This window comes from Neisseria sp. P0009.S008 (assembly GCF_051958615.1).
Classification (GTDB): Bacteria; Pseudomonadota; Gammaproteobacteria; order Burkholderiales; family Neisseriaceae; genus Neisseria; species Neisseria subflava.
Genome location: NZ_JBQCVG010000003.1, coordinates 35,134 through 51,066, shown reverse-complemented (window position 1 = coordinate 51,066; position 15,933 = coordinate 35,134). Strand labels below are relative to the sequence as shown.

Genomic DNA, 15,933 nt, shown 5'->3' with positions numbered 1-15,933 from the left:
CTAAGCCCTGAATAAGCAGAATTGCTCATTCAGGGATTAACGCTAAACTTTCGGGGTGTTCCCCGAACCCCCATGGCTACTTTTTACCGTGTTGATTACGCCTTTGAGCTTCATCAACACGGTAAAAAGCAGCTCAATTAATTAGTGCCAACAATACCGCCGCGCTGTTGGAATTGCTCTCCTGCTTCAACATAGCCGTCATACATCAGGTTTTTAGGGCTTTTGCCGCCCATCGTAAGCACTTGTCCATTTTCAGGCTCATAGGCTGTCTGTTGCTGTTGTGCTGCCTGTTGTTCGTCCTTGTATGGGTTAAATGGCAAGCCGTTTTTGACGTAGTCTTTGCACATTGCTTTTGTGATTTCTTTCAGCTGTGTGCCCTGGCTTGAGTAACAGGTACATCCGCTTTTGCCGCCATCGACACAGCCAACAGGGTACTCAAATGTTTTGACCTGTCGGACGTTGTTATAAATGGGCTTGCTTTCAGGCTTTTCGGCGAGCGTGGGAACAAAGTCTTCAGGTTTTAGATTTTGCCCTATATCGGTAGTCGCAGGGCTGGTTTTCGGTTCTGTACCATCTACATCGGATGCGGCTATTGTTGACGTTGTTTGCTGTTCGTCCGCGCTGAATCGTTTACTCATGTTGTTTATCGTGTAAAGCGTGAAGCCTATTAAAAGGGGAATAAACAGGACAACAAATATCAGGCTTTTGGGAATGCGACGTTTAGGCTTAGTATGCACCTCTGCGGATTTATACATACCAAAAGACTTTTTAGGTACTACAAACGTTCTTTCTATTGCCCTAGCGATATTCACACTGCTATCAGGCTGATCTACACATTCATTCCATTCATAGAGTTTACGTCCTACAGGCTTAATAGATACATGCATATGCCTTTGAACAAGCTTTCTTACGAAACTATCAAGAAAACTTGGATGTTGCGTGATTAACACGATATCTAAGCCATAATGTCGATGTAATGCCAAGGCTTCGATAAATGGCGGTACTTTTGAAGCGGCGGAACGTGTACCCATCAGCCTTTGTGCTTCGTCTATGATGACGAGCGAGCCATAAGGGAGGAAGTCTTGAAACGGCTGGGATTTGATTTGCTCGTCTGACAGTTCTTCATGTTCTATCTTCAATTCGGGAATGCCGTTGACAAAGAGCGGGCGTTTTTTCTTGACGCCGTCTTTATCAGTAAAATGTGTGTAGCTTTCATCTGTCATCAACATATTGACGATAGAGCTAGTCTTGCCGCTGCCCGGAACGCCTGTTTGTAAAATAATCATTTAGCTTTTCCCCCTGGAATAAAGGATAGTTTGCTGATACTTTGCATGGCAACGTTAAATGCAAATGCACCGAATATCAGACCTAAGGCATGGCCGAAACCTGCCATCATGACAATTTGAAGTATGTCTGATGGCATTGAGTTGAACTGATTTTTTACGTAGTCTTTTATAAAACCTAATCCAACTGTAAAACCTGTATAAGTTACAAAACTAATGCCAAGGGCAATAAATACTTTTGCAACAATATAGGTTAATAGCCTTTGTAATATGGCGAAAAACGCAGCTTTCATGCTTTAGTCCTTTCTACTTGAAAACATGATATATGCTGCTGCTACCGCAGCGATACCAATCACAAGGAATCGGATCATTTCGGCAAAATTACAAATCATGTCATATTTAAATTCCATGGTTATGCCCAAATAGGTTGCAGTTCTTGGAGCAGGGCAAACACCATTATCGGGTAGGAAGAAATCAGGGCTAAATGTTGTATCGTTATTTGTATGAGGAATTTTGAAAGGTTCTTCTTGTTCGTCTACATCGCCTTTTTCTGAACAAGCTAATATGTCAGGGAAAACATTACAAAGTAAGCCTTTTGAATCTTCTTTCTTGTCATCTTTTTTATCTTCTTTTCTTTTATCTTTATCGGGATCAGGTTTATCATCCGGACGTTTATCAGGATTACCATCTGGATCGGGTTTATCATCTGGCTTTTTATCAGGCTTGCCATCTGGATTAGGCTTGGGATCTGGATCAGGCTTGGTATTGGGTGCTTCAGATCCGCCCGGTGTCAAATCAGGACGTTGAGTAGTTGCGACTTCTGCCGTTGTATTGCCGTTTGAATCTTTGCCGAAAGTGATAGTGATTTGCACCGGTTTGCCGTTTTCGGGGGTGACAGGTCCAATTGTTACAACAGTACCGGCAGGGACTGACACTTTTTCGTTATATTCAGGGTATCCCGTGCCTTTGACAAATGGCGTTGGATTTCCATCGATAGATTGGGTAGCGATTTTCAGAAATGTTTGTTGATCAAGGACTTCTGTGTCTCTAATGTATAATTGAAATGAAATCGTGCTTCTTCCATCACCTCCATATATCACAGAACAACCTCCGCCATTCATATTAAAATAACATGCATCAAGGCTATAAAATTCCCAAAATTTTTCGCCTCTTTCTTTGTCCAATGCAATTTTTTCTTGATCCCAAAATGGACCTGCTAGTTTTTCCATTTGGCCTCGCATAAGTTGTTCAGCTTCTATTCGGCTTTGACCGCCTTTTCTGTAAGCACTTAAGACAGAACTGTCGACACCATAACACGCGACCTTTATCAATCTACCTTCACTATCTCGATTTACAAGACAGTTTCTAGCAGGCCATTCTTTTAGAAATTCTTCGTTAACTTCATTCCATTTAAAGCCTTCTTTTTCCAAATCACCTTTTACAGCTTGATAGGCTTCATAGGCAAGCAGTGCGCCGCCTATGTAGAGATTACCTCGACTTGAAACGGCTAGTTTTGCGCCACTTTTAACTAGACCGAATGCGCCTGATAGAACGGTTTTACGGGATACTTGGGCTTCAACAGTTGCACTTACAGTCTGTTTTGACAAATAGCCTTCATATCTAGCTTTCATTGCCTCGGTTTGGAATTTTCTATACGAATTATCAGATACAGAACGAGACCACGGTTTTTTTTCCCAATGTTCAGTATGTTGTTTTGTATAAGTGATATTCTTTGATTTATTAACTTGAATTTCGCCAGCAATAGCAAAGCCAGAAGTAAATAAAACTAATAACGGAATGATAAATTTATTCATTTTTAACTTTTATTTTCTCTTTCTTATTCTCTATGGATTCATTTAAATCGGACATAAACTTAACCATATCAGGATCTTTAGGGCTTGGTTTTTTTGGAGTTGTATCCATTAAATAAAAGTCATCATTATCAGAAAATTTAATATTAGATTTAAATTTTTTTTGAATAAAACCTAATAAATTTATAACTAGATACAATACTAAAATTGAATATCTAATTTCATTAGGAATAAAAATAATATTTAAAAAATGAAATGTATAGAGAATAAAAATAACAAGATTAAAAATTCTAATAAACATAATGCTAACTTTCTTAATTGTTGCTGAAAGTTAGATTATATAGCCACGTCATTTAAAAATCATCCAGCCCACCACGACCGGAACGAACACACCAAGATAAAAATAAAAATCCATCATGGTTCTATCTCAATTTCTGCCATATCAACCTAATACCCCAAACCGCTGCCATAATGGCAACTACTGACCAGCCTATATAGAATCCGTCTTTCATGCTGTCTATCGGATTACACTCAGGCAATTCAACTTTTAAAATCTGTTCCCCATATTTCCAACCGAACTTTGTAAAATTAAGCTGATAAAGCTTTCCGTCATCGCCAATCTTCGGAGGAACTAGGCTGAAATAGACATTTTCGGCGTCTTGGCGGGTTGCGTAACAGTTATTTCCAACTTGATAGCCCATCAGCAATCCTTATAGATATAAACGCCGTCTTCGTCTTCATCTTCGCCTATACCGTTTGCAATCGTTTCGAACTCTTGTTCCTGTGCTTCAAGTTCCTGCTCTTCTGCTACGAGTTCTTCATAAACGGCTAAGGCTTCTTCCTGCGTTCGGCGTCTGTCTTCACACTCTTCGTGTTCATCTGACGATTCTTCGGCTTCATGTGCTTTAATTTCAGCTTCGGCTTTTTCCAGTCGTATTTCGGCAAGTCTTAATCGGATTTCATCCAGCCTTTCCCGAATTTCTTCACGACGTTCTTTGCGTTCAGCCGCTGCTTTTGCCTTTCTGCCGTCGATAACGGAACGTATCAGGGCGATGCCTAAAAGTCCGCCATATGCCGACAAGACATAGCCGCCGATTTCTTTTATATCGGCAAGACTGTATCCGAACTCTTTCGATAATGTGTCTAAAATCGACATCTCTATGCCCCTTTAAAATTCAGACGACCTTTGGCGGGTCGTCTGAAAGTTTTGTATTAGCGCAATACGCGACGAATCAAAGTGATTGCGAAAATGGAAGCGATAATACCCAGTACGATGGCGGCAACGGATAATGCATCAGCTTTTGCAGTAGCCAGATCGGTTTTCACGCTTTCAGGTACTTCAGCCCATGCTTGAGTAGCCAGAGCCAGAGGAGCAGCGGCAACAACGGCCAGTTTTGCGCCGTATTTACGGCAAGTGTTCATGAATTTCATGATGTTTTCCTTTAGTGAGTTAAACAAAATTGAATAGGTGCTTTTGCTATTATTCAGACCGCACCTGTAGCCTGAATTTTTAAAATTCTGATAAAAAGCTGAAGACAATAAAGTTTTCACCGATTTCTGATAACGCGGTTTCTACCGCTTCGTTTCGATCGTAGAAATAACCAGCTTCATTGACAAACGGTGTATGCCCCACATCACCCGTATCAGACGGATAAAGGAAGTCGCCCGTTTCCCGTGACTGAACAATGTAAACGCGGGTAATTGTCATGTTTTAGCCTTTGTTTGGTGCTTTGGGCTGGAAGCCGAGAATTTTCAGTTTCTGGCTTTTGCCGTTGGTAACGAGTTCAACCGTTAAAGCGGCTTCGAATGGGAATGAAAGGCTTTTGAACTGTTCGAAGTTAACGGAACCGCCGTAGTCGTATTCTGTGGCCGAGCTGCCTAATGCGTTGCCTTGGCTGCTGTCCAGAGGTGTAGACACGATGACGCGGCAATAGTCAAAGGTTTTACCGTCGATTTGGCCGTTAAAGCGTTTAACGCCCATGATTTGGCCTTGAATTTGCATTTGCATGATGTGTTTCCTTATCCAATACACTGCACTTGAAGGCGGCAGCGTTTTGCCTTTTAAAATCTATATGCGTATCGGTCATACATCAGATTCAGATAATCTTGTTCGTGCTTGGCCTCAATGAGCTTCGTCATTTTGTTTTTTTGTTTAATGGCCATTTCAAGTAAAATTTGGGCGGATTCGTTAAGCCATAAACTGCCTTCGGGCTTATCGTGTATAGCCGGTGCGTGGTTTTCGGCACATGAATACACTTCAAGACTTAATCGTTTGGGTAATAAGTCATGATCGGCTTCGAACATGGCTAAAATTTCCGAACGGTCTTTATGCGGAAACATGGATTTCGCGGCATTGATGGCACGGCCAACTTGGTTTTTCGCTACTTCGATGCAGCGTTCAAAGGTCAATTCAAGATTCTTTTTCACTGCTTCGATTCGTTCGGCTTTCTCTTGGAATTGGGCGCATACAGGGTATGCACCGCCGAAGTATTCACCCGGAACTGTCAATACTTCGAACGGAATCACAATATCCTTGGCTTTGAATTCAATTTCAAAACGCACCCACTGGCTTTCTTTGTCGCCAAGTTGCTTGCCTTTTTCGTAAACGCGAACGTATTTGGACGATTCACGGGAGCCTACATAGTAGGTTTTGCCCTTGCCGTTGTTTGATTCCCAATCCGTGCCGACTGATTCGCCATCGGGCATCATGTGATGATTGGTGAACTTACCGGAGAGCCGGTCGGCTTTGGCCTGTTCAGGCGTGTATTCGCCTTGAAAAAAATCTTTGGCAATGTCGATACGGGTAATTTTGGGACGTACAGCCTGTATGATGAAGTTATAAAGTCGTGATTCCCAACCGTCAGATGCTGCATTGCAACCCGTGGCAGTGACTTCAATCAGCATGGTATTGTTTTGCCCACCGAAATGAACGCGGCCATATTGGGCATTGTCTGTACCCATCAACCAGCAGGAATCATAAAAACGACCACCTGAATGCTTGGCTTTTTCGGTAATACCGAAACCAAAAATATCTGACAGAACCATAGATGCGCGGACGATATATTCATCATCGGCAACCAATGGATAACCGGCGAGCAGGGAAAAGGTATCTTCGTGGATTGAAAAACTGATTTGGTCGATGAAAGCGGAATTGGCTTTGCCACGACGCAAAGGCACTTCAATCAGACGGCCTTTTGAATCAGTAAGAAACGTGGTGTATTTCTCAAAGGTTTCCTGTTCGGTACATGAAGCCGCTTCGGTTTCTGCTCCCCCCCTGTTAGATAAGGGGGGCGCCATCGGCGCGCGTGAATCCGCCTTTGGCGTGTCGCTTACGCTGCCACCGCCAAAGGCGGCTATACGCGCTTTCTTAATTTCCTGATTCATCATTGTGGGAGTTCCTTACTCATAATTTCACGAACGGACAACCGGCCGTATTCATTGGCTTCGTTTTGGGTTTTATAAATGCGGTCGGGTGAAGAGATAGGAAAATTGACGGTTCGAAGACAAAGGAAATCTGTGTCATCTTCTTTGAAAATACGGACGATAAATGACTTCGGAAAAGTCGGCGGTTCGGGATTGACGGTGTAGAAAACTATGCACATGAGAAAAGCCCCTTTATTAAAGGGGCTTTACGATTGTTAAAAATGCCCCTTTCATGGGGTGCAATATATAAGGCCGTCTGAAACTTTATATGACAAGTTTCAGACGGCCTAAGACCTTTTATTCCAATTTTCAACCTTTCAGCCATAGTTTTACACCGCCTAAAAATAAGTTGGCGGATGCTGACAGTGTACATAGTATAATTACACTTTAAACAAACAACCTGATTCTATTGCCTTTATGAAACCGTTTTTCTGCAAAACCGCCATTGCCCTCAGCCTGACCCTCCCTGCCGCCGCCAACGCTGCCGAGTATGTCTGCAATGTTGAAGGCATCACTGTTTATGCTTCATACCAGATCAACAATACCTGCCGCGTAGTTGACACAAACACCACCACAGAGAGCGGCATTGTTGCAGAACCTAACGTATTCACTGAATCTGAACCAACTAATAAATCCGTTACAAATGGTTCCGCTATTCTCAACGATATGTCCACTTTAAAAACGGTACAAACAACAGAATTCAAAGCATCTACCGCTGACTACATTCATGCTTCTCAAGCAACGCCTGAGGTACAAACCCCAGTCGTTGTTACTCGAAATGAATACGGTATTCCGGCACCTATTTCCATTCCTATTGCACAAGCTCGTCTAACTTCTCAAATTGACAAAAACGCTGCTGACGGTCTTGCCATTCTCAGCGATACAGCTGTTTTAGACACTGCCCCTACAATAAAGTCTGAAATTGACACTACCGACGTTCTCAACGTCATGTCTGCTACTACACAGCCTCAAACTATGGCTGTTCAAACTCCAAACAATACTCCTACCCCTATTACGCAAACCCTTCCAACAACATCTGCGATTCAACTCCCTCAAACAATTATTCAGAATCCTGTTGTTTTACCCCAAACACCTGATAAAACTACGGCCAAACAAAATAACCAAACCGTAATTACCTCAGATGAAGCAATTGACAAAACACCTATCAAAGTTGAAACCAAGCGTAAAGGTAAAGCCTATACCAAAACCTCAACCCGATATAATGCAAAAAACACCAATACTGGTAAAACAACTGTCGCAAACACGGCTAACGAACAAACGATTAAAACCGTTGTTGCGCCAACAGTAGAATCAAATGTACCAAATAAACCTGCTACAACGGTTTCCCCGGTAGATCAAAGCAAAACATCCGCGCAAACACCTTTCCCTAAGGCATATACACCTGCTGCTAATATTCCGTTTGATCCAAGCAATGTTTACAACGATATTAAAATTTTGCCCCATATTCCAATTACAAGCGTGACCAATACAGCCGAAGCCGCCAATCCGCGCCTTAATATTACCCTGCGCAACCATCAGAACAAATCACGCAGTTCTTCATACAGCAAATACAAAGCCCCTGTTATCCGTACTGCACCTGTGGTTACGCCGGCTCCTAAGCCAAGCCCTAAAGAAACCCGCAAACAGATATTGCAGACCGAAGTACGCAATGAACAGGCCGCTATTACCCACCTTCAAACCCAGCTGAATGCGGCCAAACAAAAAGGTGATCAAATTAAGATCCAACAGCTGACCCGTACCATCAACGCCCGTAAAGCGAATATCCGCGCTATTCAAGGTGAGATGTCTCGTTGATTGGTTTTTGATACAAAAAGGCCGTCTGAAAATATTTTCAGACGGCCTTTTTAATGACATAAACCTTATTTATTCAAAAGACAAATACTTTCTCTAAAATCATTTGCTAATTACGCCAAAGTATATTTCTTCACATCCCTACCCTCATGCGCCATTACTTCTTCTATCCAATCGGCGATATTTTGCCAATAATATTGCGGCTTTTCAGACGGCCTATCAGCCTGCATCACTTCATCATTCAACACAATGGGAACACCCTGCTCTGCACCGGCTTCAAGCACAATCCAAATACTGCCTTCATGGGTATCGGCATGAGCTGCTTGATGTTCATATGCCCAGCCAACCGCAGCTTGTCCGCCATTTTGCACAGACTGCATCGCCAGCAATAATGGATGAAAGCAGGTATCTATATTATTGTCGGCAGCCACAACCAAAGTTGCACCATGCGTTCCTAACGCTTGCGCGGCATGAAAGACTGGGGAGTTGTGCAGATTGGCGATAAAGTCAAACGGCATCGCAGCGTGATGGTTCAGCACATTATCTGCCATTTTTTCAAACACGGATGGCGAAGAAAACGGCGTACCGAGAAAAACGGCGCAATCAGAATGAATTTCGCTTTGTTCCTTTAACTGCCCTGCACCAAGCGCGGCAATCAAACTCAAGCGGCTGAGGCGGCGGGTATCTATACCGCTTTGCTGCTTTAAGGTTTGTTTGAGGATTTTACCGCCGGTGCCGGCATCAGTATCAAAACGTACGGCGGCGGTAATACGGATATTAGGATTTACGGTTGCCATTGCCATACCAAAGATGTGTTGCTACCGCCAAAACCAAACTGATTGGCCAAACAGAAAAAGCCGCCTTCTTGTGAAGCCGCGCACTCGGAAAAACAAATTTCCCGCCCCTGATAATCGCTGCTTCCGCCTTGTTTTAAAGCGGATAATAGCAGGGCTGTTTCAAGGGCTGCCGTTGCGCCAAGCGTGTGTCCGATTTTCGGCTTGAACGCCATCAAAGGCGGCAGTGTACCGAATATATTTTCCAGTGCGACCAATTCGGCGGCATCGCTGTCAGCCGTGCCGATACCGTGTGTTTTAACGGCTGTAATGCTTTCAGGAGCGATGCCTGCAATATCTAACGCACGGCGCATCACCTGCTCTTGCGCTTGGCCATCGCTTTGAATCAGGTCATTGCCTGTATTGGCGGCGTGTCCGATAAGTTTCAGACGGCCTGAAGAAGATTCGGGAGCAGCGGAAGATAAGGCAAGTGCGGCAACACCTTCGCCTAAAATCAAACCGTTTCTGCCAAAAGGCCGATACTGTTCGGCCAGCAAACCCAAACTGTGAAAATGCAGCAAAGTCAGCCGGTTGAGGTTTTCAATACCAAGCACAAAGGCACGCTCCGCCCCGTCGCGCAAACAATTATCCGCCTGAATCAGCGCATGGGCAGATGAAGTGCAGGCAGTAGCGAAACTGAAAATCTGCCGATTGCCGCTGCGCCGGCGCAAATCTTCGGCGAGATAAAGCAAATTGTGTTCTTCTACCGCCCTATTGCCCGCAAAATGGCGGTTTTCATATTCAGAGATAGAATAGGAACTAGAACCGATAAACACCGGCGCATCATGCCAGCTTTCAGACGGCCAGCCTGCACTTTCGGCGGCTTGTCGCAAATGTTGTTCGGCAATATCCGCAAATTCCTTCCGCCCCAAACTGTCGCCGGCGAATGCACGAAAATAAGCAGCCTGCTGTGGCTGGTTTAAAAACGTATAAGACACTGCATCAGGCCGTCTGAAATCCGTTTGCGGATTCAAGGCAGAAGTGGCCGCCGTACCGCAAACCCAACTCACGCGCCATGCTCCGCACGGATAAACGCCGCCAAATCGCGTACGCACATCATATGTTTGCGCACCATCCGGTCGCCCTGCAGACGCACTTGGAAATACTGTTGCAAGGCAACGCTGATTTGCAGCGCATCAAGCGAATCCAAACCGACCGGACTGTCATCGCCAAACAAAAGTGCATCGTCGGTGAAATCACCCATATCCACATCGTCGGCCTTATCGGCCTCTTGCACGATTAACTTTTTCAACTCCGCTTCCAGCTCGTGCTCGGTCAGTGTAAAGGTGTAAGACATTTTTTAAACTCCCATTTTTATCTCATGAAGCAACAGCTTGTTTTAGCGAAACTCGCTACGCTCGTTTTAGCGAAACTCGCTACGCTCGTTTTCAGACGGCCCGAACTTTATGCAAAATCGCCCCAAAGCGTCTGCATGGTGGCAATGGCCGCAAGTGAGGCGGTTTCGGTACGCAACACCCGTTTTCCAAGCGTAACGGATTGAAAACCGGCATCAAATGCCTGCTGCTCTTCCTTCTCCGTCCAGCCGCCTTCCGGGCCGACCATAAACACGACTTTGCCGGATTGCGGTTGAACATCGCTCAGTTTTTGTGCGCGGTTCAAGCTCATTAACAGTTTGGCCGTTTCCTGCGGCAACTGTTGCAGCGCCTGTGCATAAGTCGTCAGCGGCAAAACCTTCGGCACAATATTGCGGCCGCTTTGTTCACACGCCGAAACGACGATTTCCTGCCAACGCGCCACCCGCTTTTCAGCGCGTTCGCCGCTCAAACGGACGACACAGCGTTCGCTGATGACCGGGCGGATTTCTGCCACGCCCAATTCCACGCTTTTCTGCAAAGTGAAATCCATGCGCTCGGCGGCGGATACTGCCTGTACCAACGTAATGTTCAGCGGCGATTCGTTGTCCGTTGCCTCTTCACGCAAAATCCGCACGCTGGCGCGGCGTTTTTCTAAAACTTCGGGCAAAGCCGGATATGCCTTGCCATTGCCGTTAAACAACACGATTTCTTCCGTGTTTTTCACGCGCAATACATTCAAATGGCGCACCACATTATCGGGCAATTCGACCACGCTGTCGGGGCTTAAGGCAAAATCAACATAAAATCGGGGCATGGTTTCCTGCTTTATTCATGTATATAATTTGAACTTTCGTGAACGAAGTTGAAACACGGCGACATACACTTGCCTGCCTGATTTCGATTTCATCCACTATAATTTAAAACTTCCCGAATTTTAATCCACTGTCACGCAAAACTGCAAAAAACAAGGATACGCCGTGCTATACCGTTTACAGAAAGTCGTCCGCCACATCGCCCAAACCGAAGTCATGCCGCGTTTTCTGAACACGCCGTCACGACGCAAGGAAGACGGCTCGGTTTTGAGTGAAGCAGATTTGGCCGCACAAACCGCTTTTGCCGCCGCCCTGCCCTTATTGGAGGATTGTCCGATGTTGGGCGAGGAGATGAGCGTTCAGGAGCAAACCCGTTTGTGGAACGAACATTCAGACGGCCTGTGGATTGTCGACCCTATCGACGGCACAAACAACTTCGTCAACGGTTTGCCGCATTTTGCCGTATCCGTCGCACTGGTTAAAAACGGCCACGCCGAATTGGGCGTGATTTACAATCCGGTCAGCGGCGAATGTTTCTATGCCGAACGCGGCAAAGGCGCATTCCTCAACGGTACGCCGCTACCGCTGCGCTCCGAAAACAAAAAACTCAACGAATCCATTGCCGGCGTAGAAATCAAATACCTGCGTTCGGGCAAACTCGCCAGCCGCATGAATACCCTTGCCCCATTCGGCACAATCCGCAGCATGGGCAGCAGCACGCTCGACTGGTGCTACCTTGCCAGCGGCCGCTACGATATTTACATCCACGGCGGACAAAAGCTTTGGGACTACGCTGCCGGTGCATTGATTTTTGAAGAAGCCGGCGGCTGCCTGACCACTTTGGAAGGCGACGATTTTTGGAGCGGCGAACATGTATTCAAACGTTCCGTCATCGCCGCATTGCAACCCGAGCTGTTTCAGCAATGGGTGAAATGGATTCGAGAAAATCAGTAAAAATGCCGTTTATCTTCAAAAAATCACGATTATCTTGCAATTTATTGAAATTATTTCACTTCTTAACAGCATTTAATACTAAAAACGGTAGAATACTAATCGCTGACACAACACCGCTCTTTCATCCCTTTTGGGCGGTGCAGCAAGTAAGACGTTTTCCCGCAATGTATTGGCCATTCATACTTTCTCCCTTAGTATGAATGGTTTTTTTTATCTGCAAAACAGCTTAGGCCGTCTGAACGTTCAGACGGCCTGTTTACATTACTATTTGAAAAACTGTCCGCAACACGCCTTAAACTTTTTGCCCGAACCGCACAAACAAGGCTGTTTCATCGTCGGCAACGCAACGGCCGGATCAATAAAGTACCAACGCCTGTCTATTTTCACAAACGCCGACAATTCATGATGGCACTCGGTTTGCCCGTTCTCTTCAAAATACGCCTCAAACTCGACCAAAGCATGCAGCTTGCCAAACGGCACATGACGGATAACCTTCAATCCCGACCACTGCGTCTGCTTACTCCATGCCGCCAAATCCTGCTTATCCAACAAATTCTGCTGCTCAGGGACAGTCGTGTCCACGATATAGTCGATTTCCTGCAAAACATACGCGCTGTAACGCGAACGCATCAACTCTTCCGCCGTCGCGGTCGCCGCCTCACGCGCATGAAACGGTGCGCAACATTCCGTATAAACACGCCCCGACTGACAGGGGCAAAGTGTAGCCGTCATTCCTAATTACCCGAATAAATCCATTTCAAAATTATAACGTAAACCCGACTCAGGCCGTCTGAAAATGAGTGTAGCGAGTTTCGCCAAAACGATTGTAACGAGTTTACCAAAACGAGCGTGGAGAGTTTCGCTAAAATAAGCAAAGCGGGTTTCGCCAAAACAAACGCAACAATCTGATATAATGCGCCTTTTCGATTTTGACTATCCATGATGACCATTCCCATCCAAAGCATCAGCCGCCTGTTGCCGCAAACCCAATGCCGTGAGTGCGGTTATGAAGGCTGCCTACCCTATGCGCGCGCCCTGTCGGCAGGAGAAGCATCGGTAAACCTGTGCGCACCGGGTGGGGAAACCGTCATGAAAGACCTGGCCGACCTATTGGGCAAGCCCTACCTCGCGCCGGCAAAAACACAAATCAAAGCCGTAGCCCTGATTGACGAAGCCGTCTGCATCGGCTGTACCGCCTGTATCCGCGCCTGCCCTGTCGATGCCATTATGGGCGCATCCAAACTGATGCACACCGTCATCAGCGACGAATGCACCGGCTGCGGCTTGTGCGTTACCCCCTGTCCCGTCGACTGCATCGACATGGTTCCCGTATCGCAGCCCTTCCTGCCGTCCGCACGCCGTTTCAGCACCTCTGCCGAACCGCGCTTTGCCGCCGCCGAACACGCACAAAGCCGTTTTGAACGCCATACCGCGCGCAAACAGCGCGATGATGCCGAACGCAAAGCCCTGCTGGCGCAACGCGAAGCCGCCGTCAAAGCCAAACAGGCCGCACAGGCACAAACCCAAACAGCCGCACCAAGCGCCGCATTCAACCCCATGGATTTGATTGCCAAAGCCATGGCCAAAGCGCAATCGCAGCAGGACAAACTCGTCTCCTCCGGCAACCGCGAAGACTTCAAAGCGCGCCAAATCGAAGAAGCCAAAGAACGCGCCGAACTGCGCCGCGCCCAACGTGATGCCAAATACGGCAACGAAGCCGAAAAAGCCGCTGCCATCGAGTTTCTGCGCCGCTACAAAGCTGAGCAGGAAGCGGCCAAAGAAGCCCGCTGATTTCCAAAATAACAAACCCATTCCGACCGCATCAAGCCGTCTGAAAACATTGCACGAAAACCAATAACTTTATGACCACACAAGAATTTCCACACCAGCATACCGCCCATTGCGAAAGCGGTGTGATGTCCACCCTGCTCAAATACCATGGCCACAATTTAGACGAAGCCATGATTTTCGGCATTGCCCACGCGCTGACATTTGTCTGGATGCCGCTGATCAAATTAAACGGTATGCCGCTGGTTTCCTACCGTACCGCGCCGCGCAGCATCATCAAAAACACCTGCAAAGCATTGGGGCTGAAATTATCCGTGCGCAAATTTTCCGACACACAAAGCGGACAAGCCGCATTGGATGCCGCGCTATCCTCAGGCAAACTGGCAGGTTTGCAAACCTCCGTCTTCTGGCTGCCCTACTTCCCACCGCAAATGCGCTTCCATTTCAACGCACACAATCTTTTAGTGTACGGCAAAGACGGCAACGACTACCTCATCAGCGACCCCGTATTTGAAACCGTACAACGCTGCGCCGCCAAGGATTTGCAGCGGGCGCGCTTTGCCAAAGGCGTATTGGCGGCAAAAGGCATGATGTACACCTTGGAAGACAACAGGCCGTCTGAAAAAATCATGGCAGACTTGCCCGCCATTATCCGCAAAGCCATACGCAAAAACGCCAAACATATGCTCGCACCGGTCTTTTTCATCGGCGTAAAAGGTATCCGCACGCTGGCCAAAAAAATCGAATCCCTGCCCGCCAAACAAAACGACAAATACCAAAAACTGTTTCTCGGCCATTTGGTGCGGATGCAGGAAGAAATCGGCACCGGCGGCGCAGGTTTCCGCTACATCTACGCCTACTTCCTCGAACAAGCCGCCCATATCTGCAACGAACCTGCGTTTCAGACGGCCTCAGAACAAATGACCGCCATCGGTGACCAATGGCGTCAATTCGCAGCAATATGCGTAAAACAGTGCAAAAAACCATCCGAAAACGGCTGCCGCAACATTGCCGAATTTCTGCGCAAAATTGCGGATAATGAAGAAGCATTGTGGCGCGGATTATTGAAATAATCAGGATTTATTCGATCCCGATTAATCTACCGTGGATTATTTTGACATTCAGGCCGTCTGAAAACTAAAAGAAATTAAAAATGCGTTACCTAGCTACTGTCTTATTCTTGTGTTCCGCCTTAACCCATGCCGCGCCGCCGGACGGCTTTGCCTTGGTTCATGATGCCGACGGACACACCAACTTACGCGAAAGCCCCGATTTGAATGCCAGAGTCTTGGCAAAAATCCCCAACGGCACACCGTTGAAATGTTTGGGTGATGGTGGCGAAGGCAGTTTGAGTTTCTGTACTGCCCAACTGCAACAACCTGCCGCAGAAGACTACGGTTTCATCCATTACAGCCGTCTGATATTTCCCGCCTCCGATAAAAGCTTCGCCCGACTGCGCGAACAATCCGGTCATGACGATACGCTGACTTTGTCCGGTAGCGGACAAAAGGTACACATCGTTGCCCGCCGCATCCATCCAAAACTCAGCGACTTCTCGGGCATCAACAAAGACAAATACACCGCGCGGCTCTATCGAGGCAAACCTTTCTATGGTACAGACTATGACATTCCCAAAAGCGTGTTCGCGCTTGAACGTATCACGCTAAACGGTCAAGCGGTTCCCGCTGCCGAACTGCAAGGACTCTTCTCGCCCGATTTTGCCTCCACCGCACGCGGCAGCAATGTATATCAAGGCTGGGAAGCTTATTACCGCCGCAGCGATAAGACGCTTTATCTGTTTGGCAGACAAGGTTCGGACGGCGCTCCTTTCGATGTCTGCTTTATATTTAAGGACGGTAAATTCCAGCGCCGTTATTTATGGAGTGGTGTGATATAAATAT

20 protein-coding genes are annotated in these 15,933 nt (G+C 46.6%); 5 read left to right on the top strand and 15 right to left on the bottom strand.

Annotated elements, in window-relative coordinates; all coding sequences use genetic code 11:
• Positions 1-137 precede the first annotated feature (137 nt).
• The 10 genes from ACTHSQ_RS03220 to ACTHSQ_RS03175 form a co-directional block, all read right to left on the bottom strand.
• On the bottom strand, positions 138-1,286 hold the full coding sequence (locus ACTHSQ_RS03220) for a zonular occludens toxin family protein (RefSeq protein ID WP_440371733.1): 1,149 nt from the start codon (positions 1,284-1,286) through the stop codon (positions 138-140).
• Positions 1,283-1,576 (bottom strand): DUF2523 domain-containing protein, encoded by a 294-nt coding sequence (locus ACTHSQ_RS03215; protein WP_049337051.1) that lies wholly within the window; start codon positions 1,574-1,576, stop codon positions 1,283-1,285. Before ACTHSQ_RS03215 ends, ACTHSQ_RS03220 begins: the two co-directional genes overlap by 4 nt.
• 3 nt (positions 1,577-1,579) lie before the next feature.
• Positions 1,580-3,097 (bottom strand): IgG-binding virulence factor TspB family protein, encoded by a 1,518-nt coding sequence (locus tag ACTHSQ_RS03210; protein ID WP_440371734.1) that lies wholly within the window; start codon positions 3,095-3,097, stop codon positions 1,580-1,582.
• Positions 3,090-3,395, bottom strand: a complete 306-nt coding sequence (locus ACTHSQ_RS03205; RefSeq protein ID WP_440371735.1) for a hypothetical protein — start codon at positions 3,393-3,395, stop codon at positions 3,090-3,092. The genes ACTHSQ_RS03210 and ACTHSQ_RS03205 overlap by 8 nt, the downstream gene beginning before the upstream one ends.
• Before the next feature lie 121 nt (positions 3,396-3,516).
• Positions 3,517-3,795, bottom strand: a complete 279-nt coding sequence (locus ACTHSQ_RS03200; RefSeq protein ID WP_440371736.1) for a hypothetical protein — start codon at positions 3,793-3,795, stop codon at positions 3,517-3,519.
• Complete coding sequence (locus ACTHSQ_RS03195; RefSeq protein WP_440371737.1) at positions 3,795-4,250, bottom strand: hypothetical protein; 456 nt, start codon at positions 4,248-4,250, stop codon at positions 3,795-3,797. The genes ACTHSQ_RS03200 and ACTHSQ_RS03195 overlap by 1 nt, the downstream gene beginning before the upstream one ends.
• A 56-nt stretch (positions 4,251-4,306) precedes the next feature.
• Positions 4,307-4,525 carry a major capsid protein gene (locus ACTHSQ_RS03190; protein WP_440371738.1) on the bottom strand — a complete coding sequence of 73 codons (219 nt, stop codon included), beginning with the start codon at positions 4,523-4,525 and terminating at the stop codon, positions 4,307-4,309.
• Positions 4,526-4,604: 79 nt separating this feature from the next.
• Positions 4,605-4,802: a hypothetical protein gene (locus tag ACTHSQ_RS03185; protein ID WP_070625700.1), complete on the bottom strand. Its 198-nt coding sequence runs from the start codon at positions 4,800-4,802 to the stop codon at positions 4,605-4,607.
• Between the two features lie 3 nt (positions 4,803-4,805).
• The gene (locus tag ACTHSQ_RS03180) at positions 4,806-5,102 is read right to left on the bottom strand and encodes a hypothetical protein (RefSeq protein WP_070630413.1); all 297 of its coding nucleotides are present in this window, start codon (positions 5,100-5,102) and stop codon (positions 4,806-4,808) included.
• 53 nt (positions 5,103-5,155) lie between these two features.
• Entirely contained in the window at positions 5,156-6,481 is a 1,326-nt protein-coding gene (locus ACTHSQ_RS03175; RefSeq protein ID WP_440371739.1) for a replication initiation factor domain-containing protein, read from the bottom strand.
• Between the two features lie 453 nt (positions 6,482-6,934).
• On the opposite strand from ACTHSQ_RS03175, the gene ACTHSQ_RS03170 reads away from it, so the two are divergent.
• Positions 6,935-8,332: a hypothetical protein gene (locus ACTHSQ_RS03170; protein WP_003684632.1), complete on the top strand. Its 1,398-nt coding sequence runs from the start codon at positions 6,935-6,937 to the stop codon at positions 8,330-8,332.
• Between the two features lie 110 nt (positions 8,333-8,442).
• Here the strand turns inward: ACTHSQ_RS03170 and ACTHSQ_RS03165 are convergent, their stop codons facing one another.
• The 4 genes from ACTHSQ_RS03165 to ACTHSQ_RS03150 all read right to left on the bottom strand — a co-directional run bounded on the left by ACTHSQ_RS03165 (position 8,443) and on the right by ACTHSQ_RS03150 (position 11,292).
• Positions 8,443-9,132 carry a hypothetical protein gene (locus ACTHSQ_RS03165; protein ID WP_003684682.1) on the bottom strand — a complete coding sequence of 230 codons (690 nt, stop codon included), beginning with the start codon at positions 9,130-9,132 and terminating at the stop codon, positions 8,443-8,445.
• Positions 9,114-10,172, bottom strand: coding sequence for a beta-ketoacyl synthase N-terminal-like domain-containing protein (locus tag ACTHSQ_RS03160; protein ID WP_003684677.1), 1,059 nt, complete (start codon positions 10,170-10,172; stop codon positions 9,114-9,116). The genes ACTHSQ_RS03165 and ACTHSQ_RS03160 overlap by 19 nt, the downstream gene beginning before the upstream one ends.
• Positions 10,169-10,459, bottom strand: a complete 291-nt coding sequence (locus ACTHSQ_RS03155) for an acyl carrier protein (protein WP_440371740.1) — start codon at positions 10,457-10,459, stop codon at positions 10,169-10,171. The genes ACTHSQ_RS03160 and ACTHSQ_RS03155 overlap by 4 nt, the downstream gene beginning before the upstream one ends.
• Positions 10,460-10,566: 107 nt before the next feature.
• A complete protein-coding gene (locus ACTHSQ_RS03150) occupies positions 10,567-11,292 on the bottom strand; it encodes a 16S rRNA (uracil(1498)-N(3))-methyltransferase (RefSeq protein ID WP_440371741.1) in 726 nt (241 codons plus the stop codon).
• A 163-nt stretch (positions 11,293-11,455) separates the two neighbouring features.
• Here ACTHSQ_RS03150 and ACTHSQ_RS03145 point away from each other — a divergent pair, with 163 nt between their 5' ends.
• Positions 11,456-12,244, top strand: a complete 789-nt coding sequence (locus ACTHSQ_RS03145) for an inositol monophosphatase family protein (protein ID WP_003684681.1) — start codon at positions 11,456-11,458, stop codon at positions 12,242-12,244.
• 264 nt (positions 12,245-12,508) lie between these two features.
• On the opposite strand, the gene ACTHSQ_RS03140 is transcribed toward ACTHSQ_RS03145, so the two are convergent.
• Positions 12,509-12,976, bottom strand: a complete 468-nt coding sequence (locus tag ACTHSQ_RS03140; RefSeq protein ID WP_440371742.1) for a YchJ family protein — start codon at positions 12,974-12,976, stop codon at positions 12,509-12,511.
• 210 nt (positions 12,977-13,186) lie between these two features.
• Between ACTHSQ_RS03140 and ACTHSQ_RS03135 the strand changes: the two genes are divergently transcribed.
• The 3 genes from ACTHSQ_RS03135 to ACTHSQ_RS03125 all read left to right on the top strand — a co-directional run bounded on the left by ACTHSQ_RS03135 (position 13,187) and on the right by ACTHSQ_RS03125 (position 15,929).
• On the top strand, positions 13,187-14,035 hold the full coding sequence (locus ACTHSQ_RS03135) for an RnfABCDGE type electron transport complex subunit B (protein WP_440371759.1): 849 nt from the start codon (positions 13,187-13,189) through the stop codon (positions 14,033-14,035).
• 71 nt (positions 14,036-14,106) lie between these two features.
• Positions 14,107-15,105, top strand: coding sequence for a BtrH N-terminal domain-containing protein (locus ACTHSQ_RS03130; RefSeq protein ID WP_440371743.1), 999 nt, complete (start codon positions 14,107-14,109; stop codon positions 15,103-15,105).
• 80 nt (positions 15,106-15,185) lie between these two features.
• Positions 15,186-15,929 (top strand): SH3 domain-containing protein, encoded by a 744-nt coding sequence (locus tag ACTHSQ_RS03125; protein ID WP_003684618.1) that lies wholly within the window; start codon positions 15,186-15,188, stop codon positions 15,927-15,929.
• Positions 15,930-15,933: the final 4 nt, after the last annotated feature.

Excerpts from the sequence above, each read along its gene's own strand:
- ACTHSQ_RS03220 (WP_440371733.1), bottom strand. The coding sequence starts at position 1,286 with ATGATTATTTTACAAACAGGCGTTCCGGGCAGCGGCAAGACTAGCTCT.
- ACTHSQ_RS03190 (WP_440371738.1), bottom strand. The coding sequence starts at position 4,525 with ATGAAATTCATGAACACTTGCCGTAAATACGGCGCAAAACTGGCCGTT.
- ACTHSQ_RS03170 (WP_003684632.1), top strand. The coding sequence starts at position 6,935 with ATGAAACCGTTTTTCTGCAAAACCGCCATTGCCCTCAGCCTGACCCTC.
- ACTHSQ_RS03205 (WP_440371735.1), bottom strand. The coding sequence starts at position 3,395 with ATGTTTATTAGAATTTTTAATCTTGTTATTTTTATTCTCTATACATTT.
- ACTHSQ_RS03125 (WP_003684618.1), top strand. The coding sequence starts at position 15,186 with ATGCGTTACCTAGCTACTGTCTTATTCTTGTGTTCCGCCTTAACCCAT.
- ACTHSQ_RS03200 (WP_440371736.1), bottom strand. The coding sequence starts at position 3,795 with ATGGGCTATCAAGTTGGAAATAACTGTTACGCAACCCGCCAAGACGCC.
- ACTHSQ_RS03180 (WP_070630413.1), bottom strand. The coding sequence starts at position 5,102 with ATGCAAATGCAAATTCAAGGCCAAATCATGGGCGTTAAACGCTTTAAC.
- ACTHSQ_RS03135 (WP_440371759.1), top strand. The coding sequence starts at position 13,187 with ATGACCATTCCCATCCAAAGCATCAGCCGCCTGTTGCCGCAAACCCAA.
- ACTHSQ_RS03210 (WP_440371734.1), bottom strand. The coding sequence starts at position 3,097 with ATGAATAAATTTATCATTCCGTTATTAGTTTTATTTACTTCTGGCTTT.
- ACTHSQ_RS03195 (WP_440371737.1), bottom strand. The coding sequence starts at position 4,250 with ATGTCGATTTTAGACACATTATCGAAAGAGTTCGGATACAGTCTTGCC.
- ACTHSQ_RS03175 (WP_440371739.1), bottom strand. The coding sequence starts at position 6,481 with ATGATGAATCAGGAAATTAAGAAAGCGCGTATAGCCGCCTTTGGCGGT.
- ACTHSQ_RS03150 (WP_440371741.1), bottom strand. The coding sequence starts at position 11,292 with ATGCCCCGATTTTATGTTGATTTTGCCTTAAGCCCCGACAGCGTGGTC.
- ACTHSQ_RS03215 (WP_049337051.1), bottom strand. The coding sequence starts at position 1,576 with ATGAAAGCTGCGTTTTTCGCCATATTACAAAGGCTATTAACCTATATT.
- ACTHSQ_RS03140 (WP_440371742.1), bottom strand. The coding sequence starts at position 12,976 with ATGACGGCTACACTTTGCCCCTGTCAGTCGGGGCGTGTTTATACGGAA.
- ACTHSQ_RS03155 (WP_440371740.1), bottom strand. The coding sequence starts at position 10,459 with ATGTCTTACACCTTTACACTGACCGAGCACGAGCTGGAAGCGGAGTTG.
- ACTHSQ_RS03185 (WP_070625700.1), bottom strand. The coding sequence starts at position 4,802 with ATGACAATTACCCGCGTTTACATTGTTCAGTCACGGGAAACGGGCGAC.
- ACTHSQ_RS03130 (WP_440371743.1), top strand. The coding sequence starts at position 14,107 with ATGACCACACAAGAATTTCCACACCAGCATACCGCCCATTGCGAAAGC.
- ACTHSQ_RS03165 (WP_003684682.1), bottom strand. The coding sequence starts at position 9,132 with ATGGCAATGGCAACCGTAAATCCTAATATCCGTATTACCGCCGCCGTA.